We start from the raw sequence: 23,379 nt of genomic DNA, 5'->3' as shown, positions 1-23,379 counted from the left end.
GCGCCCTTCCGCGATCCGGACGTCCGCCGCACCGCCTACCCGAGTTGGGTCGTCCCCTCCGGCACCCATCCGTCGCCGCCGATCGGGAACTCGTACGCCGGGCGTCCCTCGTTGCCGCTGGTGCGGAAGGGGCGGCCCTCGTCGTCGACGGTGAGCGTGCCGCTGCGGTCGCCGCTGGACCACTTCAGCTCCAGGTACCAGTCGACGTCGTGGGCGGAGACGGAGGCGGTGATGTAGTACACCTCCGGGTCGGACTCGCTGACCTTGAACGGGAAGTCCTGGTTCCCCGGCTCGGGGGTGAGGGCGGGCCGCGCCGAGTCCAGGGACACGGTGAACGCCCGCGTCGGCACGGAGCCCCCGCAGCCCACGCCGGGGTAGGCCATGGCGAAGTCGTTCCAGGCGAGCGGCGCCCGCTTGCCCGCCACCCGCACGGTGAGGCCGTCGACGACCACCGTCTCGGGACCGGTGCCCTGCACGGTGAGCCGCAGGTACTGCTGCCCCGAGGACACCGCGCCCTGCGCCGCCACCCAGCCCGGAGCAGCCTCCTCCACCGGCGGCGGGTTCACCTCGCTCGCCGGCTTGTCGATCAGATAGCGCTGCGAGCAGGGGCTCTCCCAGGCGTACGGCTCCGTCTGCACCGTGACCGGCACACCGCTCTTCTCCGCACCGCCGCTCGGGGCGTCGGCGGGCGCGGACCCGGCGGGCGTCCCGGTCGGGCCCTTGTCCTTGGCCGAGGGGGACGCGGAGGCGCTGGGACTGGAGCCGGCGGAGGAGGACGGCGAGGACGACGCGGAGGCGCTCTCCTCGGCGGTCACCCCCGCCGCGCCGACCGGGCGGTGCCGGCCGCCGTCGCCGTCACCGTCCGAACCGCCGCCCGGCAGCCCGACGGCGAAGGTGATCCCGGCGGCCACCGCGGCGACGGCGACGCCGGCGAGGACGGCGGTGCGAGTACGGCGCCGGGCGGGGGCCGGGGCGGCGGGGGCGGCGGGGTGGAGGAGGGCCGGGTCCGCCTCGTCGGGGGCGTTCCCGTCGGGGGCGTTCCCGTCGGGGGCATCGGCGGCCGTGGATCCGGGCTCCGGCATCCCTGATCCGACGGGGTCGGCAGGCGGTGGGCCGACCGGGGCGGCCGTACCGGAAGCAGCCTCCTCGGGTCCGGCGCCCGAGCCCTCCTCCCCCGAGGGCTTCGCGGCCGAGGGCGTCCCGGTCGCCGCCGCCCCCTTCCGCCCCCGCACCGCGTCCGCCAGCACCCACCGGCGGTGCAGCTCGACCAGTTCCTCGGGGCGCGCCTTGCACAGCCGGGCCAGCCGCTCGACCGGCGCGTAGTCGGTCGGCACCGCGTCCCCGTTGCAGTAGCGGTGCAGGGTCGACGTACTCATGTGGAGCCGCTTGGCGAGGACCCCGTAGCTGTGCCCCGAGCGGTCCTTCAACTCCCGCAGCAGCGCGGCGAACTCCGCCGCGGCCGTCTGTTCCGACACCGTTCCTCCACTCCCCCGCGTTCCGTTCCGCCGTTCCAGGAGATGGCCGTTCCCCCAGGTCAGAGCGGTGTGAGCGTTCCAGCGTCCCGGATCACCCGCCGACTGTGGCGGCCGGGACGGATCACACCGCACGCTCTGGTCATCCAAGCACGCCGTTCCCGCCGACCGGTGGGGCGGCCACGCCAAGTCCCCTTTGACGACAAGGAATCCGCCATGCGCGCCTCTCGCCTCCGTCTGCTCGCCGCCGCCGGTGTCGCCGTCGCCTCGCTCGCCCTGACCGCCTGCCAGGACGGCACCGGCACCCGCGACGAGGGCGCGTCCGCCTCGGGTCCGGCCGGCGCGGCCCCCGCGGGATCGTCCGCCGGCACCGCGGGCAACGGTCCCTCGGGCACCGGCTCCTCGGGCACCGGCTCCTCGGGCGCCGGCACGGACTCGGCCGGGAGCGGCGACGGCCAGGGCGCTCAGGCCGGCAAGGGAACGAACGGGGAGAAGAGCGAGAAGGGCTCCGGGTCGGCCGGTTCCGGCGACGGCTCCGCGGCCTTCCTCTCCTGCAACGGCTCGAACACCTCCGTCACCGCCGAGCCGGTCTCCAGCCCCGTGAACCACATGCTGATCACGGTCGAGAACACCGGCTCGCGGAACTGCCACCTGACCTACCACCCGGTGCTGCGGTTCGACGAGATGCAGTGGGTGCCGCAGCCGATCGAGGACTCCCAGCCGCAGGCCGTGGTCACCCTGCAGCCGGGGGAGTCGGCGTACGCGGGGGTCGTCCTGTCGGCCGCCGACGGCAGCGGCACGGCCGGCACCACCGGCCGGAAGCTCGCCGTCGGCTTCCAGGGCCGCGCCCCGCTCAGCGACGGCGGTCCCGCCGCGATCCCGTCCCTGCCGGCCGGGGGCGTGTACTACGACAGCAGCCTGACGGTGACGTACTGGCAGTCCTCGAGGGACGACGCGCTCGCCTACTGAGCCGAACGGCGGCCAGGACGAACGGAACGGCCAGGACGAACGGAACGGCCAGGACGAACGGAACGGACGGGCTCACCTGCGGCATCAGGTGAACCCGCCCGTCCTGGCGTGGTCGTGGATCCGGTTCCCCGGAGGTCAGCGCAGGGTGCGGGCGACCTCGGTGGCCCAGTAGGTGAGGATGTTCCGGGCGCCGGCCCGGCGGATGCCGGTCAGGGACTCGATGATCGCCTTGTCCCGGTCGATCCAGCCCTTCTCGGCGGCGGCCTCGATCATCGCGTACTCACCGGAGATCTGGTACGCCACCACCGGCACGTCCACCGCGTCCGCGACCTTGGCGAGGACGTCGAGGTACGGGCCGGCCGGCTTGACCATGACCAGGTCGGCGCCCTCCTCCAGGTCGAGCTCCAGCTCGCGCATCGACTCGCGGAGGTTGGCCGGGTCCTGCTGGTAGGTGCGGCGGTCGCCCTGGAGCGAGGAGCCGACGGCCTCCCGGAAGGGTCCGTAGAAGGCGGAGGCGTACTTGGCGGTGTAGGCGAGGATCGCGACGTCGTCCCGGCCGATCTGGTCGAGGGCGTCGCGGATGACGCCGATCTGCCCGTCCATCATCCCGCTCGGGCCGACCACGTGGGCGCCCGCGTCGGCCTGGACCTGCGCCATCTCGGCGTACCGCTCGAGGGTGGCGTCGTTGTCCACCCGGCCCTCGTCGTCGAGGACGCCGCAGTGGCCGTGGTCGGTGAACTCGTCGAGGCACAGGTCGGACATGACGAGCAGGTCGTCGCCGACCTCCGCGCGGACGTCGCGCAGGGCGACCTGGAGGATGCCGTCCGGGTCGGTGCCCGCCGAGCCCACGGCGTCCTTCTTGGCCTCCTCCGGCACGCCGAACAGCATGATCCCGGAGATCCCGGCGGCGACGGCCTCGGCGGCGGCCTTCTTCAGGCTGTCGCGGGTGTGCTGCACGACCCCCGGCATCGCCGAGATCGGCACCGGCTCCGCGACGCCCTCGCGCACGAAGGCCGGGAGGATGAGGTCGGCGGGGTGCAGCCGGGTCTCGGCGACCATGCGCCGCATGACCGGGGAGGTGCGCAGACGCCGCGGGCGCGTGCCGGGGAAGGATCCGTACGTCGTCATACCACCTACGCTACGCCCGCCCCGCCCGTGCCTTTGCCGACGCCCAGTCGGTCCCCTCCCCCGCGCGGAGGACCCGGCGGACCCCGAGGCCGCGGGCGTCCGCGCGGTCCCTGCCCCCGGCTACGGCCACCCCCTCGTGCCGGACGACCCGGACGCCCCCCGGGCGACGGCACCGCTGAACACCGCTGGCGGGCCTGTCCCGCCGCCCTCTTTGGCCCTGTCCGGCCGCTCCTCTTTGGCCCTGTCCACCGGACCATGACGCCACCAGGCTGGAGGAACCGACGATCCCGGAGGTTCCCTTGAGTCTCGCGTTCCTGCTGGCCGCCCTGGCCGTGGTGGTCACCCCCGGCACCGGCGTGGTCTACACGCTCGCCGCCGGCCTGTCCCACGGCCGGCGCGCGGGCCTGATCGCCGCCTTCGGCTGCACCCTCGCCGTCGTGCCGCACCTGCTGGCGTCCGTCACCGGCCTCGCCGGCCTGCTCCACTCCAGCCCGGTCGCCTACGCGGCGGTGAAGTACGCGGGCGTCGCGTACCTGCTGTACATGGCGTGGGGGATGCTGCGCGACAAGGAGGCGTTCGCCGTCCGCCCGGAGTCCGAGCCGCGCCCCGCGCTCCGCGTGATCACGACCGCCGTGCTGATCAACGTGCTGAACCCGAAGCCGACGCTGTTCTTCGTCGCGTTCCTCCCACAGTTCGTCCCGGCCGGCTCCGGCGACTCGCTCGCCCTGATGCTCCGGCTCGGCGCGGTCTTCATGGCCCTGACCTTCGTGGTCTTCGCCGTGTACGGCGTGTGCGCGGCGGCCGTGCGGGACCGGCTGCTGGCCCGCCCCCGGATCACCACCGGGCTCCGGGCCCTCTTCACCGCCGGCTTCGTCGGTCTGAGCGTCCGGATGGCGGTGGCGTGATGATCCTCCGGCACGCGGACGCGGTCCGGTCCGCCCACCCGGGCCTGGCGGCGGGCGCGCTCCACGCCACGGGCGTCGACGGCACGGCGGACACGGGTGGGCGGGTGGCGGCGTACACCGTCCGCGCCCTCACCCGGCTCGCCGACGCCCCCGAGAGCCGGTTCCCCGAAGTACTGGCGTGGCGGCGGGCGTTCGCCCGCATGGGACTGCGCCCGACGCAGTACCGCTGCGCCTCCGAGTCCCTGCTGCGCCGCCTGCGCAAGGAGGGCGCGCTCCCGCGCATCCACCCGGTCGTCGACCTGTGCAACGCGGTCTCCGTCGCGTACGCCGTGCCGGTCGCGGTGCTCGACGCCGACCGCGTCACGGGCCCGCTGCTCGAGGTGCGGCCCGCCCGCGGCGACGAGGAGTACACGACCTTCGACGGCCGCACCGAGCACCCGGCGCCCGGCGAGGTGACGTACGCCGACTCCGCCGGACGCGCGCACGCCCGCCGCTGGACCAACCGGCAGAGCGGCCACTCGGCGGTGAGCGAGGACACCCGCCGGATCCTCGTGGTGACGGAGGCGCTGCACGAGGGCGGCACGGACACCGTCGCGCGGACCCTGGAGACCCTCGCCGAGGAGCTGGCGGCGCACTGGCCGGTCACCCCCGTGACCGCTCTGCTCACCGGCGACGCACCGGAGTTCGCGCTCGACGACACCACCCGGGTGCCGTAACCGTGCATGGCACCATCGGTGCGGTGACCGACAGGGACGACGCGACGGCGCACGGCTCGGACTTCCTCCAGCTGCGGGCGGACGACGTGCCCGCGGACGGCAAGGCGGACTGGCTCGCGCGGCAGGTGCGGGAGGCGATCACCGACCGCAGGCTGCCCGTGGGCAGCAGGCTCCCGGCCACCCGGCTGCTCGCCGCCGAACTCCGCGTCTCGCGGGGCGTGGTCACCGAGGCGTACCGCAGGCTCGCGGAGGACGGGCATGTCGAGGGTCGCCGGCGCGGCGGCACGGTCGTGGTCGCGGCGCCCCCGCCTCCCCTGCCGCCCGGCACCCGACGGCCCGCACCCGTCACCCCGTTCACCGGGCCCCCCGACGCCCGCGCCTTCGACGCGCTGCGCGCCGCCGACGCCCGGATCGACCTCACCCCCGGCCGCCCCGACCTGTCCGCCTTCCCCCGCACGGCGTGGCTGCGCGCCGAACGGGCCGTGCTCGCCGAACTGTCCAGCGCCGACCTGGGATACGGGGACCCGCGCGGCGCCCCCCGGCTGCGCCGCGCCGTCGCCGACTGGCTGGCCCGCAGCCGCGGCATCGCGGTCGAGCCGGACGGCGTCCTGATCGTCGCGGGCATCGCCCAGGCGCTCACCCTGCTGCACCCGGTGCTGCGCGCGGACGGCATCACGGCCGTCGCCGTGGAGGAGCCCGGCTCGCTCGGCACCCGCCAGCACCTGGCGCACGGCGGCCTGGCCACCCCGCCCGTCCCGGTCGACGCGCACGGCCCGGACGTCGCCGCGCTGCGCGCCACCGGCGCCCCGGCGGTGCTGCTCACCCCGGCGCACCAGTTCCCGACCGGCGTGGTGACCAGCGGGGAGCGCCGCCGCGCGCTGCTGCGGTGGGCGGCGGACGGCGGGCTGATCCTGGAGGACGACTACGACGCGGAGCACCGCTACGACCGCCCGCCCGTCCCCGCGCTGCGCTCCCTGCTCACCGACCGCCTCTGTTACATGGGCAGCGTCTCCAAACTGCTCGCCCCCGCCCTGCGCATCGGCTGGCTGCTCCCGCCGCGGCGGCACCTGGAGGCGCTGACCGACGCGAAACGCTTCACCGACCTGGGCAGCGCGGTGCTGCCGCAGCTCGTCCTCGCCCGGCTGATGGGGACGGGCCACCTGGAGCGGCACCTGCGGCTGCTGCGCGCCCGGCACGTCCGCCGCCGGGACGCGGTGATCGCCGCCGTCCGCGCCCACCTCCCGGGCGCGGTCGTCCACGGCGCGGCGGCGGGCCTGCACCTGACGGTCACCTACGCGCCGGACGTCCCCGACACCGAACTGGCCGCCGCCGCACTGGCCTCGGGCGTCAAGTGCCACCCCCTCTCCTGGCACCGCCAGCTCCCCGGCCGCCCCGGCCTGGTCCTCGGGTACGCCGCCGACCCGCCCGGCACGCTCACCGAGGGCGTGGCCCTGCTCGGCACGGCGCTGCGCACCCTGGCGTCAACTTGACCCGGTCCTGAAGGGTCGGGCTTGGAGGTAGTGCCCAACTGGCTGTCGGGGTGGACTCCTCCGTCCAGACACCCCGTTATGGGGTGGCAGGGACGCGTGACTCACGCCCCGCATTCCACGCGCTCTCGCCACGGGTGGCGATGTTGCGGGAAGCGTTCCGGTCGGCGTGGGCAACGACCCCGCACCCCCGGCAGATGAAAAGCCTTTGGTTGACACGGCTGCGTTTGTCGACGTGGCCGCACTCGGCGCACGTCTGCGACGTGTACGCGGGATCAACGAAGACCAGGGGTACCCCGGCCCTCTTGGCCTTGTAGACGATGAAGTCTCCGAGCTGGAAGAAGGCCCAGGAGTGGAGTGCGACCCGTTGGGGCTTGCGGAGCCGTACCCGGGTGCGGATCCCCTTGAGTTCTTCGAGGGACAGGCCGCGCCCGGTGCGTTCAGCCTCGGTCACGATCGTCTTGGAGATGATGTGGTTCTGGTTGGCGGCATACCGCGCCTCTTTGCGGGCACGGGCCTTGAGCCGCCGCTTGGCGGACTTGGTGCGCTTCTTCTGGAGCTTGGCCCGCAGAGCAAGCTGTCGCCTGCGGTACCGGTTGAGCCCCCGCCCGGCGGCGAGGTAGCCGGTGGAGGCGGTGGCGATGTTCTCGATGCCGAGGTCCACGCCGATGAAGCCGTCCGGCTCGTACTGCTCGGCCTCGGGCACGTCACAGGTGGCGACGAGGTAGAACACGCCGTCACGCTGGATCAGGTCGGATTCACCCTGCCGGTGTGCCTGGAGCATCTTGAGCGCGTCGGCGGAGCAGGCGAAACGGATGTTCTTGACCCGGCCGTCCACGGTCCAGACGGACACGGTTCGCTGGCCGTACTGCCAGCTCAAACACCGGTCGTCATACGGCTGGGCGGCTTCGGGGCGAAAGGTGACCGGCTTGGACTCAGCCTTGCGGCGACGCTTCGAGCCCTCCTTGCCGAGGTTCCCGGCCCGGATGTTGGCCCTGAGCGCGGTGTACGAGTCACGCACCTTCTTGATGACGTGTTGCGCGGCCTGCGCTCCCAGCCCACGGGCCTTGAGTTCGGCGTAGGTGTGCTTGCGCAGCTCGTACTCGCGCGGCACGCCATGCTCGAACGCCACCTCCGACACCCAGTTCGCGGCGTCGTTGACCGTGCGCAGGGTGCGCTCAAGTGCGGATGCCTGCACGGCGTCCGGCATGAGCTTGACCTGCGTCACGATCTTCATGCGCGTGATCGTAGCATTGGTCTATGTCACCACGCTGGGAGTCAAACCCCAATATTCGTAGGGGTCGTAGCGTCGTATACACCCTGCACGCACACTTGGTCTTCACTCCCAAGTACCGGCGCGGACCATTCACCGACGAGATCCTTCGGCGCTGCGAAGAGGTCATGCGCGACGTGTGCGCCGACTTCGGCGCGGAGCTGCGAGAGTTCAACGGCGAACGCGATCACGTCCACCTGCTCGTGCACTACCCGCCGAAGGTCGCCATTTCCCGACTCGTCGGCTCCCTCAAGGGCGTCTCCGCCCGGCGCCTGCGGCAGGAGTTCCCCGACCACATCCGCAAGTACCTGTGGGGTGAGCACTTCTGGTCGCCGTCCTACTTCGCCGCATCGTGCGGGGGCGCCCCGCTCGCGATCATCAAGGAGTACATCGAGAACCAGAAACGTCCCGGCTGAGGCCAACAATGCAGATCCGTGCACCCGTGCACGTCAGAACAGTGTCAAGAAGCGCTTCCTCCCGGGCGTGAACGCCCGGGGTTCCGCGCTAGAGCATGCTGAACCCGACGCCTCCGCCGCGCGGAAGCCTCTGAACTCCCTCAAGTGCCTTCACCGGACCGCCGACGGCTCCGTACGCTCGAAAGCGAGGGCACGCGAGTACGGAGCAAGGCACGCGAGTACGACGTAGGAGTCACGGCAGGAACAGGGGAACGCTGTGTCGGTCGAGCACATCGCCGTGATCGTCCTGGCGGTCGAGGTGGTCGTCATGGTGGCGGCGCGGGTCGGCACCGAGCGCCGCCACCGGAGCCGCGCCAAGGGGCGCGGCCCGGCCCCGCGGGTGGGTGAGGACCTCACCTTCGTACCGGCGGCGCTGTACGGGATCGCCGCCGCGGCCATGGCGGTCGGCGCCCTCACGACGTCGGTCGAACCGACCCTCGAAGCGCTCGTCACCGTCGCGGTGTTCGGCGTGCTGCTCCCCGCGTTCACCGCGAACGCCGTACTGAGGCTGTCCACGCGGGGCGGCCGCACGGCCGTCACCCCGGGCCTGCGCGGCCTCGCCGCCGCCGTCGCCGCGGCGGGCGGTCTGGTGTCGGTCGGCCTGGTCTGACCACCGGGTCCGGAAGTCGCCCCGGACCCGCTATGATCCGCCGGTCAGCCTTCGGCGCCCCAACAGGGCGGCACGAAGGCTTTTTTCATGCCCACCGACACGAACACCCCCGATCCCACGCCCGGTTACCGCGCCCTTCTCCGCAACCGCGAGTTCGCCGGCCTGTACGCCGGTTTCACGCTCACCGTCGCCGCGAGCACCCTCTCCGGCTTCGCGCTCGGCACGCTCGTCGACCGGTCGACCGGCTCCCCGTTCCTCACCGCCGTCAGCATGTACGGCGCGACCTTCGCGACCGTGCTCGGCGCGACGACGCTGATGTCGGTCGCGGACGGCGACCGCCCCCGCCGCACCCTGGTCGCGCTCCAGTGCGTCGCGCTGGCGGGCGCCTGCGCCCAGGCGGTCCCCGGCATGCCCCTCGCCGCCCGCTTCGCCCTGCTCCTCCTGCTCGGCTTCTTCCAGTCCCTCAACACCGGGACGCGCATGGGTCTGCTCGCCGAGGTGGTGCCCGCCTCCGCGTACGTCCCGGCCCGCTCGCTGATGAACGTCACCGCGGGCGCCACCTCCGTCCTCGGCTTCACCCTCGGCGCGGTCCTGCTGCGCCACCTCACCCCGCAGGGCGTGTTCCTCGCGGCGGCGGCCCTCACCGCTGCCGCTCTCGCCGTGACGGCGGCGACCGTACGGGAACGCTCCATCCGCCCGCCCCGCCGCCCCGGACTGCGCGAGACGTGGACCACCAACGCCGCCCTCCTCTCCCGCTCCGGCCCGCGCGCCCTGCTGCTCACCCTGTGGGTCCCCAACGGCCTGATCGTCGGCTGTGAGGCCCTGTTCATCCCGTACGCCCAGGCGGACGCCGGGATCCTGCTGGCCGCCGCGTCCGCCGGCATGCTCCTCGGCGACCTGACCGTCGGCCGGCTGCTCAGCGCCGAGTGGCGGCGCCGCTGCGCGTTCCCCCTGCGGCTGCTGCTCGCGGGGCCGTACCTCCTCTTCGCGTGGCACCCGCCGACCGCCGTCGCGGCGGTCACCGTCTTCCTCGCGAGCGCGGGATTCGCGGCCACGCTCCCCCTCCAGGAACGGCTCCTCGCCCTCACGCCCGAGCAGGTGCGCGGCCAGGTGCAGGGGGTGGAGTCCGCCGGCCGTATGACCTGGCAGGGCATCGGGGCCGCGCTCGCGGGCGCCACCGCCCAGTTCCTCTCCCCCGCCATGACGATCACCGCCCTGGCCGCGCTCTCCGTCGCCGTCACGGTCCTCTCCCGCCCCTACGTGGACCGCACCCGCCCCCTGCCCGTCGCACCGCGGTCACCGCGACGGTGACCGTGCGACGGATGTGTACACGCTCGGTAACAACCCGTGCGGGCGGCGGTCGGCCGCGAGCCGCGGGCCGCACAATCCCTGCAACGCACCACGACTCGGCACGCGGCCGTTCGATCACGGGGAGATGTCATGAACACCACCACGCGCAGCATCCGCAGAGCCCGGCACGGCCGGCGGTCGTACGCCGCCGGCGCGGCGGTGGCCGCCGCACTGCTCGCGACCACGGCGTGCGAACCCGACGGGAGCGACGCCGCGGACATCCCCGGGGCCGCGACCCCGCCGGCCGCGTCGAGCCCGGCCGCCCCGAGCCCGGAGGCCTCGGCGGCCCCCGGCGACGGGGACGACCAGAACGTCGGGGACGCCGGGGACACCGGGGACTCCGGGGACGACGCCGGCGGCTCCGCCCTCTGCACCCACCAGGACCTGTCCTTCGCCGCCTCGCGCTACGGCGCGCCGGACGAGGAGCTGCGCCACATCATGGTCGTCGCCACCAACAAGAGCACCAAGCCGTGCGACATCCTGCACGCTCCCGAGATCACGCTCGGCGACGCCCAGGGCCCGGCCCCGGTCCTGGAGGGCAGTCAGGGCGAGCCCCTCACCCTCGCCCCCGGCGAGAAGGCGTACGCCGGCCTGCTCGCGACCGGCGGCAACCAGCACACCTACGACGTGACGTTCATGACCCTCACCCTCGGCAGCCCCGGCGGCGAGGCCGAGGCGGAGGAGCCGGTCGACCTGCCGATGCCGGTCGAGGACTCCTTCCCCGCCGACGACGGCCAGCGCGTCACCCACTGGCAAGGCACCGAGGGCCTCGCCATGCGCCCGATCACCCAGCGCTGACCGCCCCACCCGCCACCGGCGGCTGTCCGTGCGTGCGACTGAGGTGCGCACGTGAACGACATCGCCGGTGGCGCCCACCACCTGCCGCCCGCCCCCGCGTGCCGGTTCAGGCCGCGCTCGCAGCCCCGCCCGCCCTCGCCCGCTTGTCGCGGCAGTCACCGCAGAAGCCTGGTTCCAGGCCACGGAAGACTCGTTCACAGTTGCCCTCACAGTCCTGGAAGGGGAGCGGGCGATGCGGGCGGGGGGTTTCGGCCCGCCCCGCTGGAGGTTCCGGAGCCTCGGGAAGCGGCGGGGGCACCATTTCACGCAACCGGTAGGCGAGTACGCCCGCCGGGTGCTTCATGGGGACGGGCAGATCAAAGGTCAGGATGTGGCGCAACGCCGCCGGGCCGACCCCCCGCTCGAACCAGCCGACGACCGCCGGAGCCAGCCGGCGCACCTCCCGCAGCGACAGCGTGAGGCGCTCGTCGGCACGGCGCAGACCGGCGAGCAGCGCGACCGCCTTCTCGTGCAACGGCCCAGAGGGGGCGGCGGGTTCGGGCGGCGCGTCCACGGAAACGGCGGCCACGGGCCTCTCGGGCGCCTGCACCGGCGCGTCCGGCACGTCCGGCGCGAGGAGAGCAGCGGGCGGCGCGGCCGGACCGGCCGGAACCACCTTCTCAACCGTCCCGGCGGAGGCTTGATCATCCGCCCGGGGTGCCTCATCGCGCTCCACGCCCACTGCGGCGTCACGAGCACCGGAACGGTCCAGCGGCGTGTGATGGGCGTACGTCCGCGTCACCAGCCGCCCGTCCTCCGTGTGCTCACGGACCCGCCGCAGGTACCCGTGCGCCTCCAGCTCCCGTAGGGCGAACGCGATCCGGTCCCGTCCTTCGGGAAAGCGCTCGGCGAGGCTGCGGATGTCGACCAGGGTGTTCTCGGGCACCGAGAGGATGTGGGTCGCCAGTCCGATCGCGGTCAGGGACAACTCACGGTGCTGGGCGAGGTGGTTGCCGACGATCACGTACCGCCCGGACTGGTACGTACGTACGTGGGTGACACCGGACGGGGTGGCGGATCGTCGAACGCGCTGCGTCGGGCGCGGGGCGGCACTAAGCTTCTGTTCAGCCATAGGGGAAGGGTTTGGTTCCTCTTTGGTCAGGCCCTCGTTCGGGAGTGCGAGTCCCGGCGGGGGCCGACGTCTGTACGGGGGCATGAGCGCCGAGTTGGCCCGGCCCTCTGAGCTGAGAGTGCCTGTCTGCACCACCGCCGCGCCAGCCCGTTCGACGCGTTTCACCCGGCCGAGTGATCAACGCGAGGTTTGGTGGGGTTGGTTGGTTTTCACCCTCGGTACTTAAGTCTTTTTACGTCCCGCGGCCCCGCCCGCCGGACCACCGCATCCCGTGTTTCCGGGCTCCGCTCCGCGGCACACCGGTGTCCATGCCAAGCGCGGTACGGATGTCACCGCGCATGCATCCGTCCGTCACAGGCGTGTCCGGGTGGGGCGCCGGGTGAAACGGCGAGCGGCCGGAGCGGGTCTTGTGGTGCGGAACGGCCGTACTGACGGACCGTCACGCAGACCGGCACCGACACCGAGGAAGACACCATGCGCGTCACCAAGCTCACCATCGCCGCCCTGGCCGTCGTCGCGGGTCTCTCGCTCACCGCCTGCCAGAACGAGGACATCGCCGCCGACCCCAAGCCGGCCGCCTCGGCCCCCTCCGCGAACGGCGGCGACGCGGGCCAGGGCCAGGACCAGGAGGGCACGGTCGCCGGAACCGGCAGCAACGAGGACGGCAAGGTGGGCGACTGCCGTACCGACGAGCTGGAGATCACCGCCTCGGACGTCACCATCGACGGCGACACCGTAGGCACCGTCGCGGTGGACTTCACCAACGGCGGTGGCCGTGACTGCGCTCTCACCGGTTACGCGGGCGTCGACCTGAAGACCGACGCGGGCTCCCTCTCCGCCGAACGCACCGGCGAGAAGGCCCCCTCGGTCGTCCTCGAGGACGGTGAGTCGGTGTCGTTCGCCGTCACCTACCCGGTCAACGACTCCGGCGGCTCCGGCGTCCGCGTCACGGGCCTGGTCGTGACCCCGCCCGACGAGACCAGGTCCGTCACCCTCGACTGGCCGGGCGGCTCCTCGCTCCCGGTCACCGACGGCTCCGGCACCCCGGTGAAGGTCGGCCCGATCGGCAGCGCGGGCCAGGGCGGCTGACCCGCGCCACAGGGCGCGAGCGGTGACCACAGTCCGTGGGCCAGGGTGAGCAGGGCCTGGCGGCCAGGGTTCGGACGCCTCCAGCGGGAGCCGCTTGCACGGCAGTGCCGGAAGGGTGGACAAGCACGTGGAGCCTCTGGTGGAGAGGGTTCTCTTGGTCGAAAACCCCTCCGTCAGGGGCTTCACCTGTCCGTCAGCCCAACTGGCCCACCCGGCCGCCAGGTTGGAAAGGGCTCACTGGCTGGACCGTGTTGAAGCGATCCCCTTCCAGCCCGCGCGGCAGAGGTGGACAGCCAGCCCGTCACCGACCGAGCTCCAGCTCCGCCCACACGGTCTTGCACGGTGCCGGGCCCTCCCGTACGCCCCAACGGCGCGCCAACTCCTCGACCAGGATCAGGCCGTAGCCGGACTCGGCGGGCTCGGCCTCAGCGGTTGTCCGTGCCCGCGCGGGCAGGTGTTCCCCGGTGTCGGCGACCTCGATACGGAGAGTGGCGGGCGTGGTGACGGTGAGACCGAGCCGGAAACTCCGGCCTGGAACACCCTCTTCAACTTCGTCCCATGCGAGTCCACGCTCCGCCGCCCCATCGGGGCAGGATGGTGATGCGAAGGCAGCTCGAACACTTGCTGGAAGTCGGGCAGTCGAGGAACGCCGATCTGCAAATTCTGCCCCTGGACCGCGTGGACAACGCCGGGCCGGCAGGCTCGTTCAGGCTGCTGCGGCTACGAAATGGCGGCACGGTGGGTCACAGCGAAGTCCCATTCGTCAGCCGCGTGATCACTGATCCCAAGGAAGTCCAAGTGCTAGACATCCGCTACGGGACCATCCGGACGCAGGCTCATCCCCCGGGAGTCACTGGCCTTCATCGAGAAAGTGCTGGGAGAAAAATGATCCACAAAACCTCAGGAGAAGACGCCACGGCTCCCGAGTGGATAAAGGGCAGCTACAGCACACCCGACGGCCCCCGCCTCACCCTCACCCCCACCACCTGGGCAACCTTCCTCCCCTACGCCTCCAGTCGCTGACGAAGCACCCGCACGCGGCCCGCACCCACACACACGGGTGCGGGCCGCGTCTGCGTATCGGCCGGCGACCGGCTCGGAAAAGCTCAGCACCTTGACCGGCGCCAGACGGCGCGGGCACCCCCCAAACCCACCGAACACCCCCTCCCCCCTGCTACCTTTCACTTGCAACATCCTCACCAGCGGAGAGGAAAAGTGAAATGAGTCCGACGATCCGAGTGGACGACGAGGTCTACGAGGAGCTGCAGAAGCGGGCGAAGCCCTTCGTCGACACGCCGAACAGCACGCTTCGCCGGGTCCTCGGTCTCCCGGAGAAGGCGGCGCAGCCGGGGAGCGGGACCGCCGCGTCGTCGTCATCGGAAGCCGCCCTCCGCCCCCTTCTCGCGGACCGGCGGCTTCGCCCCGGGCAGCGGCTGGTGTGGCGGCGACGGAATCTCAACCGGGTGCACTACGCCGAAGTGCTCGAGAACGGTGCGCTCCGGCTGGAGGACGGTTCCGTCCACGACACCCCCTCGGGCGCGGCGACGGCACTCGCGGGCAACTCCCAGAACGGCTGGACGGTCTTCGCCACCGAGGACGGCACCCCGTTGCGGGACATGCGGTGAACACGGGTGCCTCGGCCCCCCGGACCTACGATGGCCTCACACTCGGAGGTGGACCATGGCAGGGGTGACCAAGCCCAAGGTCGGTCGTATCGCGCCGCCGGACCTAGTCGAAGCCGCTCTGAGCGGGCGTATCCGGATTCCTCGCTTCCAGCGTTCGTACCGCTGGGAGGCCTCCGACTCCGAGCGGCTCTTCGACAGCATCCTGCGCGGCTACCCCATCGGCAATCTGCTGATGTGGCGCAAGCCCGCACCGGCCGCCGAGATCACGTTGGGCGAGCTCCGGTTCGACGCCCCGGAACGGTCCGACGCGCTGTGGGTGGTCGACGGACAACAGCGTCTGACCACGCTCATCGGTGCTCTCACGGCGTCCGAAGACACCGTGGACCGCCGCTTCCGCATCTTCTACGACCTGCGGGAGAAGGACACCCGGAAGCGGTTCCTGTCCGCGCCCCACTCCCGGACCGTGCGTGATCACTGGCTGCCCGTCTGGGTCGCCGGCGACAACCGGCGGCTCATCGCCTGGCAGCGCGAGCGGCCGTGGCTGACCGAGGAGGAGTACGACCTCTGCGACTCGGTGGCCACCGCCCTCCGCACCTACGAGATCCCCGTGTACGAGATCGAGGGCGATGACGAGCAGGCGCTGCGCGAGATCTTCGACCGGATGAACACCTTCGGCAAGACCCTGAAGAGAGCCGAGATCTTCCAGGCCCTGCATTCCGCTCCCCTCGACGTGCAGCCGTCCGACCTCGACGCGCTGCGCGAGCGCGTCGGAGCGCTCGACTTCGGGGAGTTCAGCCCTCAACTGCTCATGCAGAGCGTGATGGCGACGCGGGGCGGGCAGGTGGACCGCGACTTCCGCCAGGAGTTCAAGGACGACGAGGACCGGCACCAGGCCTTCGCCAGAACCGAGAAAGCCCTTCGCCTGGTGGTCGACTGGCTGCGCGGCGAGGCCGGGATCCCCCACCTGCGCCTGCTCCCGTACGCCCTCTACGTGCCCGTACTCACCCGTTACGCCGCCCTGTTCGGGCACCCGACCGGGCGGGGCAGTGAGCTCCTGCGCCGCTGGGTCTGGCGGGGAGCGGCGGTCGGGGCGGCCCCGCAGGGGAACACCGTCGCCCTGCGGCGCAACGCCGGCGCCGTGCATGACGATCCTGTCGCCAGTGCCACCCGGGTCCTGGGGCTGCTGCCGCTCGGCGGGGAGCTCTGGAAACCGGATCTGACCCAGACGGCGCTGAACCGGACACAGGCGAAACTCAACGTGCTCGGCCTCCTGTCGGCTCATCCGGTCCTCCTCGCGCCGGCCACGGACACGGACGGGAACCACTACCCGGCGGGCACCCGGCTCGACGACTCCCGCCTGTTGACGGACATGCTCGACAGCGGGACCTCCCCCCTGCAGCCACTGGTGTCCGGCCGGACCATGGCCGCCAAAGTGCTCCATCCCGCGCACAGGACGGGGGCCGACCTCCTGTCGGAGCGGTGGGACCCTGCCGCCCTCCGCTCGCACTGCATGGACGAACGGTGCGTGGAACTGCTCCGCCTGAACACCGCCCGGAGCATCGAGGAGTTCCTGGCCCGCCGCGCCGACATCATGACCAGGGTCATCTCGGAGCACGTACAGCGCATGGCCCTGTTCGGATTCTCCGACGGGCCCGAGACCGAGACCCTGTTCGACGAGAGCCTCTGGGGAGACGACACCGATGCAGCGTGACGTGACCTCGACGGTCTTCCTGGGGGACCGCCGTGTCGGCGTGCTGGGCTACCACAGGGGCAACACGTGGTTCGAGTACACGGACCTGGAAGCCGTCCACCCGGTTCTCGGGCAAGGATTCGAACGCGACCCGCGCAAACGCCGGACGGCGAGCGGCAGTGTGCCGGAGTGGTTCGCGAACCTCCTCCCGGAACAGGGCAGCGGGCTCCGGCGCCTGGTCGCCGCCGAGCTGGGCAAGCAGCGCATCCATGACTTCGTCCTGCTGAACCACCTCGGTGAGGATCTGCCCGGCGCGGTGCGCGTGGTACCGGACGCACCGCTGGACGACCTCCCCGACCACGACCAGCCCGAGACGTGCAGCCACGACCACGCCCTGCGCTTCTCCCTGGCAGGTGTGCAGCCCAAGTTCTCGATGCGTTTCTCCGGCAAGGCGCTGGTGCTTCCGACCACCGGGAGCGGCGGTGACTGGATCGTCAAGCTCCCCGACGAACGCTTCCCCGCCGTCCCGGCCAATGAGTACGCCATGCTGCGGTGGGCCGCTCTGTCGGGCATCGACGTGCCCGAGGCCGCTCTCGTCCCCGGCTCGCGGATCAGCAACCTGCCCGAGGGGCTGGCCGACCCCTCGGAGCCCGTCCTCGCGGTGCGCCGCTTCGACCGGACCGGTGAGGGCCGCGTCCACCAGGAGGACTTCGCGCAAGTACGGGAAGTGGCCGCCGACTCCAAGTACGACCGGGCCAACTACACCGGCCTCGGGCGTGTGATCCACGCGGTCTGTCCCCCCGAGGACGTCGTCGAGTACGTGCGCCGGCTCGTCGCCATGGTGGTCATGGGAAACGCGGACGCGCACCTGAAGAACTGGACGCTGCGCTACCCGGCCGGGAGAGCGGCCCGGCTCTCCCCCGCGTACGACCTGGTCTGCGTCGCCGCCTACCCGAAGGCCGACCAGAAGCTGGCTTTCCCCCTGAGCGGCACCACCGACAGCGAACGCATCACCCTCGACAGCTTCCGCGCCATGTCACCGTCGCTGATGCTCCCCGACGAACTGATCGCCTCGACGGTGCGGGAGAGTGTCGCGGCCCTGGCCGCCTCCTGGCCTCAGGTGAAACGGGACTGCCCCGTCCCCGACATAGTGGTCAGGGCCATCGACGAACGTCTCGAACGGCTTCCCCTGGTGCGCGCCTGAGGCGATGCCCGCCGGGGTTCCGGGCGGCGTGAGCGGGACACCGGAAACGGAAGAGGAGGGGCGCCCCCGAAAGGGCGCCCCTCCTCACCTCACGTAAGACGACCGTCACGTCGTCGACCGACGCCTCCGCGCCCCCGGACGCCGCTCGCTCGGCCGGGTGACCGGGTCACCCGCCTCCAGCGCCGCCAGCCGGCGCCGCGCGCCGAAGTCCGCGAGGGCCTCCGCCAGCTTGTGGACCGACGGCTCGGGAGCCATCACGTCCACCCGCAGCCCGTGCTCCTCGGCCGTCTTCGCCGTGGCCGGGCCGATGCAGGCGATCACCGTGACGTTGTGCGGCTTGCCCGCGATGCCGACCAGGTTCCGGACCGTCGACGACGAGGTGAACAGCACCGCGTCGAAGCCGCCGCCCTTGATCGCCTCCCGGGTCTCCGCCGGCGGGGGCGAGGCCCGCACGGTGCGGTAGGCCGTGACGTCGTCGACCTCCCAGCCCAGCTCGATGAGCCCCGCGACCAGCGTCTCGGTGGCGATGTCGGCGCGCGGCAGGAAGACGCGGTCGATCGGGTCGAAGACCGGGTCGTACGGCGGCCAGTCCTCCACCAGTCCGCGGGCCGACTGCTCGCCGCTCGGCACCAGGTCCGGCCGCACCCCGAAGTCGATCAGTGCCTTGGCCGTCTGGTCGCCCACCGCCGCGACCTTGATCCCGGCGAAGGCGCGGGCGTCGAGCCCGTACTCCTCGAACTTCTCGCGCACCGCCTTGACCGCGTTGACCGAGGTGAAGGCGATCCACTCGTAGCGGCCGGTGACCAGGCCCTTGACGGCACGTTCCATCTGCTGGGGCGTGCGCGGCGGCTCGACCGCGATGGTCGGCACCTCGTGCGGCACGGCCCCGTAGGACCGCAGTTGGTCGGAGAGCGACGCCGCCTGCTCCTTCGTGCGCGGCACGAGGACCTTCCAGCCGAACAGCGGCTTGGACTCGAACCACGCCAGCCGGTCCCGCTGGGCGGCGGCGGAACGCTCACCGACCACGGCTATCACCGGCCGGCCGCCCTCTGGGGAGGGCAGCGCCTTGGTCTGCTTCAGCGTCTGCGCGATCGTGCCGAGCGTCGCCGTCCAGGTGCGCTGCCGGGTGGTGGTGCCCGCGACGGTCACCGTCAGGGGGGTGTCGGGCTTTCGTCCGGCGGACACCAGTTCGCCCGCGGCGGCGGCCACCGAGTCCAGCGTGGCGGAGACGACCACCGTGCCGTCCGAGGCGCCGACCTCCGTCCAGCACCGGTCGGACGCCGTGCGCGCGTCGACGAACCGCACGTCGGTGCCCTGCGCGTCGCGCAGCGGCACACCGGCGTACGCGGGCACGCCGACCGCGGTGGCGACACCGGGCACGACCTCGAACGGCACCCCGGCCGAGGCGCACGCCAGCATCTCCTCGGCGGCGTACGCGTCAAGGCCGGGGTCGCCGGACACCGCACGGACGACCCGCCTGCCGCCCCGCGCGGCCTCCATGACAAGATGTGCGGCATCCCTGTTCACGGGGACAGCGGCGGTTGTTGACGCGCCGTCAACGACCGTCAGCTGGGGCGTGCCCGTGCCCGGCGTGGACGACGCGGTCGTGTCCGCGTCCGTGTGCACCTCGGCGACGCCCTGCCTGGCGTGCGTCCGCACGACGTCGAGCACGTCGTGCTCGGCGACGAGGACGTCCGCGTTCGCCAGGGCCTCCACGGCGCGCAGGGTCAGCAGTCCCGGATCCCCGGGTCCGGCACCGAGGAAGGTGACGTGCCCTTGTTCCGGAGGGGCGGGAAGAGTGGTGGGGCTCAAAGTACTCGCTCCCCCATCAGACCGGCCGCGCCCTGCGCCAGCATCTCGGTGGCGAGTTCGCGACCGAGCGCCATCGCCGCCTCATGCGTCTCGGGCACGGGACCGGTGGTGGACAACTGCACCAGCGTGGAGCCGTCGGTCGAGCCGACGACGCCCCGTAGGCGCATTTCCTTGACAATCTGCTCGTCGGTCCGGGAGTCCCCCCGCTCGAGCGGAGCCGAGAGGAGGGGAAGGTCGGCCAGCGCCCCCACGGGTGCGCTGCAGCCGGCCTCCAGAGCGGCGAGCAGTGACCGCTCGGCCGTCACGGCGACCCGCGTGAACGGGTCGTCGAGTTCGGCGAGCGCGGCGATGAGGTCCGCGTTGTCCGCGGTGGTCTCGACCGCCAGTGCCCCCTGGCCGGGAGCGGGCAGAATCGTGTCGACCGACAGGAAGTCGGTCACCTCGTCGCTGCGGCCGACCCGGTTGAGCCCTGCGGCCGCCAGCACGACCGCGTCCAGGTCGCCCTTGGTGACGTACCCGATGCGGGTGTCGACGTTGCCCCGGATCGGGACCGTCTCGATCTCCATGCCGCGGCTGCGCGCGTACGCGTTCAGCTGCGCCATGCGGCGCGGCGAACCGGTGCCGATGCGCGCCCCGGCCGGCAGGTCGGTGAGCTTCAGCGCGTCCCGGGCGATGATCACGTCCCGTGGGTCCTCCCGTACCGGGATCGCCGCCACGACCAGCTCGTCGGGCTGTGCGGTCGGCAGGTCCTTCAGGGAGTGCACCGCGAAGTCCACCTCGCCGCGCGCCAGCGCCTCCCGCAGGGCGGCGACGAAGACGCCCGTGCCGCCGATCTGCGCGAGGTGCTCGCGCGAGACGTCGCCGTACGTGGTGATCTCGACGAGCTCGACGGGCCGTCCGGTCACCTGGCTCACGGCATCCGCCACCTGCCCGGACTGGGCCATGGCGAGCTTGCTCCGCCTGGTCCCCAGCCTCAGTGCCTTCTCAGTCATCCCGGCCCTCGGCTCTCTGCGTTCTTCTCGGTGCTTTCCTCGGCGCGGGAGACGGAGGCCACCGTCTCGGGGTCGAGGTCGAACAGGGTGCGCAGCGCGTCCGCGTACCCGGCGCCGCCGGGCTCGGCCGCGAGCTGCTTGACCCGGACCGTCGGGGCGTGCAGCAGCTTGTCGACCACCCGTCGCACGGTCTGGGTGATCTCCGCGCGGTGCTTGTCGTCCAGGCCGGGGAGCCGCCCCTCCAGGCGGGCCATCTCACCGGCCACCACGTCGGCCGCCATGGTCCGCAGGGCGACGACGGTCGGCGTGATGTGCGCCGCCCGCTGTGCCGCCCCGAACGCGGCGACCTCGTCGGAGACGATACGCCGGACCTGGTCCACATCGGCAGCCATCGGAGCGTCCGCGGACGCCTCCGCGAGCGATTCGATGTCCACCAGCCGCACGCCGGGCAGGCGGTGCGCCGCCGCGTCGACGTCCCTCGGCATGGCGAGGTCCAGCAGGAAGAGCACGGGCTCGGGGCGCCGCGGCTCCTCCACGGGTTCGGGCCGCCGCCGCTCGGGGATGCGGCCGATCGCGGTCGCGGTCGCGGCGAGCGCGCCGATGACCTCGGCGTCCGACTCCGGGCCGGCGCCGCGGGCGGCGTCCCGGCGGTCGACGGCGGAGCCCGCCGCCCACGCGCCGTGCTGCTCCAGCGTGGCCGCGTCCATCCCGGCGACGGCCGCCTCCCCCATCACGGAGAAGCCGGGCCGCACCGTGGGCAGGTCCACCGGGCAGCCGTCCTCGGCGGAGGGCTGCGGCGGCGCGGCCGGGGCGTCCTCGCGGGCGTCCTCCCCGGCGACGGCGTCGAGGTCGACGACCGGCGCCCGGCCGGCCCGGCCCTCGACGCCCGCGGCGACCGTCTCGGCGGTCAGCACCAGGCCGGTCGCGCCCGTGCAGGAAACGACCACATCCGCACGTGTCAGCTCGAACGGCACCGATGTCATCGGGACCGCGCGGGCCGTCACGTCCGTGTCGTCACCCTCGGTGAGGATTCGCACCAGCCGCTCGGCGCGGTCGGGCGTGCGGTTGGCGACGACGACCTCGGCGGCCCCGGCGCGCGCGAGCGTGGCCGCGGACAGCGAGGACATCGAGCCCGCGCCTATGACGAGGGCCTTCTTGCCCCGGACCCAGGACTCGACGGGGACGCCGAGCGCGAGCTGCTCCAGGCCGAAGGTGACCAGGGACTGCCCGGCGCGGTCGATGCCGGTCTCGGAGTGGGCGCGCTTGCCGACCCGCAGCGCCTGCTGGAACAGGTCGTTCAGCAGCCGTCCCGCGGTGTGCGTCTCCTGCGCGCGGGCCAGCGAGTCCTTGATCTGGCCGAGGATCTGCCCCTCGCCCACGACCATCGAGTCCAGCCCGCAGGCCACCGAGAACAGGTGGTGCACGGCCCGGTCCTCGTAGTGCACATAGAGATAAGGAGTGAGCTCCTCCAGGCCGACCCCGCTGTGCTGGGCGAGCAGCGTGGACAGCTCGGCGACACCGGCGTGGAACTTGTCCACGTCGGCGTACAGCTCGATGCGGTTGCAGGTGGCGAGGACCGCGCCCTCGGAGGCGGGCTCCGCGGCGACCGTGTCCTGCAGCAGCTTGGTCTGCGCCTCCACGCTCAGCGACGCCCGCTCCAGCACGCTGACCGGGGCGCTGCGGTGGCTCAGTCCGACGACGAGAAGGCTCATGCCGGCATCACGGCGGGCACGTCCCCGTCGGGTCCCTGGTCGGTGGAGTCCTCGCGCCGGGCGGCGACGGCGCGGGGAGTGCCGTCGGCCTGCGCGGTGGCGACCCCGGCGGCGGCCTCCTCGCCGGCCTTGCGCTGCTCGTGGAAGGCGAGGATCTGCAGCTCGATGGAGAGGTCCACCTTGCGCACGTCGACGCCGTCCGGAACGGTCAGCACGGTCGGCGCGAAGTTCAGGATGGAGGTGACCCCGGCGGCCACGAGCCGGTCGCAGACCTGCTGGGCGGCGCCGGCCGGGGTGGCGATGACGCCGATGGACACGCCGTTGTCCCGGATGATCGCCTCGAGCTCGTCGGTGTGCTGCACCGGGATGCCGGCGACGGGCTTCCCGGCCATCGCGGGGTCGGCGTCGATCAGGGCGGCGACCCGGAAACCACGGGAGGCGAACCCTCCGTAGTTGGCGAGGGCGGCTCCGAGGTTGCCGATCCCCACGATCACGACCGGCCAGTCCTGGGTGAGGCCGAGTTCGCGGGAGATCTGGTACACGAGATACTCGACGTCGTAGCCGACGCCCCGGGTGCCGTAGGAACCCAGGTAGGAGAAGTCCTTGCGCAGCTTCGCGGAGTTGACGCCCGCGGCGGCCGCCAGCTCCTCCGAGGAGACCGTGGGCACCGAGCGCTCGGAGAGCGCGGTCAGGGCGCGGAGGTACAGCGGAAGCCGGGCGACGGTGGCCTCGGGAATCCCTCGGCTACGGGTCGCCGGTCGGTGAGTTCGGCCAGTTGCCACGGTGCTCCTGCGGGTAGAGCGGGGCTTCAGGCGGTCATACGTCCCCGGACCGCCCCGTCCCCTGCAGGCTATGCCTTTGTGAACGCGTGCACAAAGATTGTGTCCGATTTGCCCGGCCAACGTGACCGGGGTCACGCGCCCCCGGCGCATACGGACGGAACCGGCGCGCCCGCACCGACGCTCCTTAACTTCTAGGGGC

At 72.5% G+C, this 23,379-nt stretch carries 20 protein-coding genes and 1 pseudogene; 13 read left to right on the top strand and 8 right to left on the bottom strand.

The window, feature by feature from the left end:
- Positions 1-35: 35 nt before the first annotated feature.
- Complete coding sequence (locus ACWH4W_RS08130) at positions 36-1,475, bottom strand: helix-turn-helix domain-containing protein (protein ID WP_473075129.1); 1,440 nt, start codon at positions 1,473-1,475, stop codon at positions 36-38.
- A gap of 213 nt (positions 1,476-1,688) precedes the next feature.
- Between ACWH4W_RS08130 and ACWH4W_RS08125 the strand changes: the two genes are divergently transcribed.
- Positions 1,689-2,441: a DUF4232 domain-containing protein gene (locus tag ACWH4W_RS08125; protein WP_473075128.1), complete on the top strand. Its 753-nt coding sequence runs from the start codon at positions 1,689-1,691 to the stop codon at positions 2,439-2,441.
- A 135-nt stretch (positions 2,442-2,576) separates the two neighbouring features.
- Here the strand turns inward: ACWH4W_RS08125 and hemB are convergent, their stop codons facing one another.
- Complete coding sequence (gene hemB / locus ACWH4W_RS08120) at positions 2,577-3,569, bottom strand: porphobilinogen synthase (protein WP_473075127.1); 993 nt, start codon at positions 3,567-3,569, stop codon at positions 2,577-2,579.
- Positions 3,570-3,868: 299 nt separating this feature from the next.
- Between hemB and ACWH4W_RS08115 the strand changes: the two genes are divergently transcribed.
- From ACWH4W_RS08115 to pdxR, 3 genes are read left to right on the top strand one after another with little or no spacing between them, the layout of a single operon-like run.
- Positions 3,869-4,474: a LysE family translocator gene (locus ACWH4W_RS08115; RefSeq protein ID WP_473075126.1), complete on the top strand. Its 606-nt coding sequence runs from the start codon at positions 3,869-3,871 to the stop codon at positions 4,472-4,474.
- Positions 4,474-5,190, top strand: a complete 717-nt coding sequence (locus ACWH4W_RS08110; protein ID WP_473075125.1) for a B3/B4 domain-containing protein — start codon at positions 4,474-4,476, stop codon at positions 5,188-5,190. The genes ACWH4W_RS08115 and ACWH4W_RS08110 overlap by 1 nt, the downstream gene beginning before the upstream one ends.
- Positions 5,191-5,204: 14 nt before the next feature.
- Entirely contained in the window at positions 5,205-6,680 is a 1,476-nt protein-coding gene (gene pdxR, locus ACWH4W_RS08105; protein ID WP_473077444.1) for a MocR-like pyridoxine biosynthesis transcription factor PdxR, read from the top strand.
- Between the two features lie 76 nt (positions 6,681-6,756).
- On the opposite strand, the gene ACWH4W_RS08100 is transcribed toward pdxR, so the two are convergent.
- Positions 6,757-7,914, bottom strand: a complete 1,158-nt coding sequence (locus tag ACWH4W_RS08100; RefSeq protein WP_473075124.1) for an RNA-guided endonuclease InsQ/TnpB family protein — start codon at positions 7,912-7,914, stop codon at positions 6,757-6,759.
- 23 nt (positions 7,915-7,937) lie between these two features.
- On the opposite strand from ACWH4W_RS08100, the gene tnpA reads away from it, so the two are divergent.
- The 4 genes from tnpA (at position 7,938) to ACWH4W_RS08080 (ending at position 11,163) form a co-directional block, all read left to right on the top strand.
- Positions 7,938-8,366, top strand: coding sequence for an IS200/IS605 family transposase (gene tnpA / locus ACWH4W_RS08095; protein WP_473075123.1), 429 nt, complete (start codon positions 7,938-7,940; stop codon positions 8,364-8,366).
- Positions 8,367-8,622: 256 nt separating this feature from the next.
- Positions 8,623-9,015, top strand: a complete 393-nt coding sequence (locus ACWH4W_RS08090) for a hypothetical protein (RefSeq protein WP_473075122.1) — start codon at positions 8,623-8,625, stop codon at positions 9,013-9,015.
- 87 nt (positions 9,016-9,102) lie between these two features.
- On the top strand, positions 9,103-10,326 hold the full coding sequence (locus ACWH4W_RS08085; protein ID WP_473075121.1) for an MFS transporter: 1,224 nt from the start codon (positions 9,103-9,105) through the stop codon (positions 10,324-10,326).
- A gap of 129 nt (positions 10,327-10,455) precedes the next feature.
- Complete coding sequence (locus ACWH4W_RS08080) at positions 10,456-11,163, top strand: DUF4232 domain-containing protein (protein ID WP_473075120.1); 708 nt, start codon at positions 10,456-10,458, stop codon at positions 11,161-11,163.
- Between the two features lie 106 nt (positions 11,164-11,269).
- On the opposite strand, the gene ACWH4W_RS08075 is transcribed toward ACWH4W_RS08080, so the two are convergent.
- On the bottom strand, positions 11,270-12,274 hold the full coding sequence (locus tag ACWH4W_RS08075; RefSeq protein ID WP_473075119.1) for a helix-turn-helix domain-containing protein: 1,005 nt from the start codon (positions 12,272-12,274) through the stop codon (positions 11,270-11,272).
- Positions 12,275-12,748: 474 nt separating this feature from the next.
- On the opposite strand from ACWH4W_RS08075, the gene ACWH4W_RS08070 reads away from it, so the two are divergent.
- From ACWH4W_RS08070 to ACWH4W_RS08050, 5 genes and pseudogenes are all read left to right on the top strand, one after another.
- Positions 12,749-13,363, top strand: coding sequence for a DUF4232 domain-containing protein (locus tag ACWH4W_RS08070; RefSeq protein WP_473075118.1), 615 nt, complete (start codon positions 12,749-12,751; stop codon positions 13,361-13,363).
- 541 nt (positions 13,364-13,904) lie between these two features.
- Positions 13,905-14,252, top strand: a pseudogene (locus ACWH4W_RS08065) (DUF5753 domain-containing protein); the annotation flags it as partial.
- 331 nt (positions 14,253-14,583) lie between these two features.
- The gene (locus ACWH4W_RS08060; RefSeq protein WP_473075117.1) at positions 14,584-14,988 is read left to right on the top strand and encodes a restriction system modified-DNA reader domain-containing protein; all 405 of its coding nucleotides are present in this window, start codon (positions 14,584-14,586) and stop codon (positions 14,986-14,988) included.
- Between the two features lie 55 nt (positions 14,989-15,043).
- On the top strand, positions 15,044-16,699 hold the full coding sequence (locus tag ACWH4W_RS08055; RefSeq protein WP_473075116.1) for a DUF262 domain-containing protein: 1,656 nt from the start codon (positions 15,044-15,046) through the stop codon (positions 16,697-16,699).
- A complete protein-coding gene (locus tag ACWH4W_RS08050) occupies positions 16,689-17,882 on the top strand; it encodes a type II toxin-antitoxin system HipA family toxin (RefSeq protein WP_473075115.1) in 1,194 nt (397 codons plus the stop codon). Before ACWH4W_RS08055 ends, ACWH4W_RS08050 begins: the two co-directional genes overlap by 11 nt.
- A gap of 105 nt (positions 17,883-17,987) precedes the next feature.
- Here the strand turns inward: ACWH4W_RS08050 and ACWH4W_RS08045 are convergent, their stop codons facing one another.
- From ACWH4W_RS08045 to ACWH4W_RS08030, 4 genes are read right to left on the bottom strand one after another with little or no spacing between them, the layout of a single operon-like run.
- Complete coding sequence (locus ACWH4W_RS08045) at positions 17,988-19,694, bottom strand: bifunctional uroporphyrinogen-III C-methyltransferase/uroporphyrinogen-III synthase (protein WP_473075114.1); 1,707 nt, start codon at positions 19,692-19,694, stop codon at positions 17,988-17,990.
- Positions 19,691-20,686 (bottom strand): hydroxymethylbilane synthase, encoded by a 996-nt coding sequence (gene hemC / locus ACWH4W_RS08040; RefSeq protein WP_473075113.1) that lies wholly within the window; start codon positions 20,684-20,686, stop codon positions 19,691-19,693. Before hemC ends, ACWH4W_RS08045 begins: the two co-directional genes overlap by 4 nt.
- Entirely contained in the window at positions 20,683-22,398 is a 1,716-nt protein-coding gene (locus tag ACWH4W_RS08035; protein ID WP_473075112.1) for a glutamyl-tRNA reductase, read from the bottom strand. Before ACWH4W_RS08035 ends, hemC begins: the two co-directional genes overlap by 4 nt.
- Complete coding sequence (locus ACWH4W_RS08030) at positions 22,395-23,180, bottom strand: redox-sensing transcriptional repressor Rex (protein ID WP_473075111.1); 786 nt, start codon at positions 23,178-23,180, stop codon at positions 22,395-22,397. Before ACWH4W_RS08030 ends, ACWH4W_RS08035 begins: the two co-directional genes overlap by 4 nt.
- Between the last annotated feature and the right edge of the window lie 199 nt (positions 23,181-23,379).

It is taken from the genome of Streptomyces sp. DSM 120436, from assembly GCF_055778765.1.
Note: the sequence above shows the minus strand (reverse complement) of the source record. Positions and strands in the feature narration are given on the sequence as shown.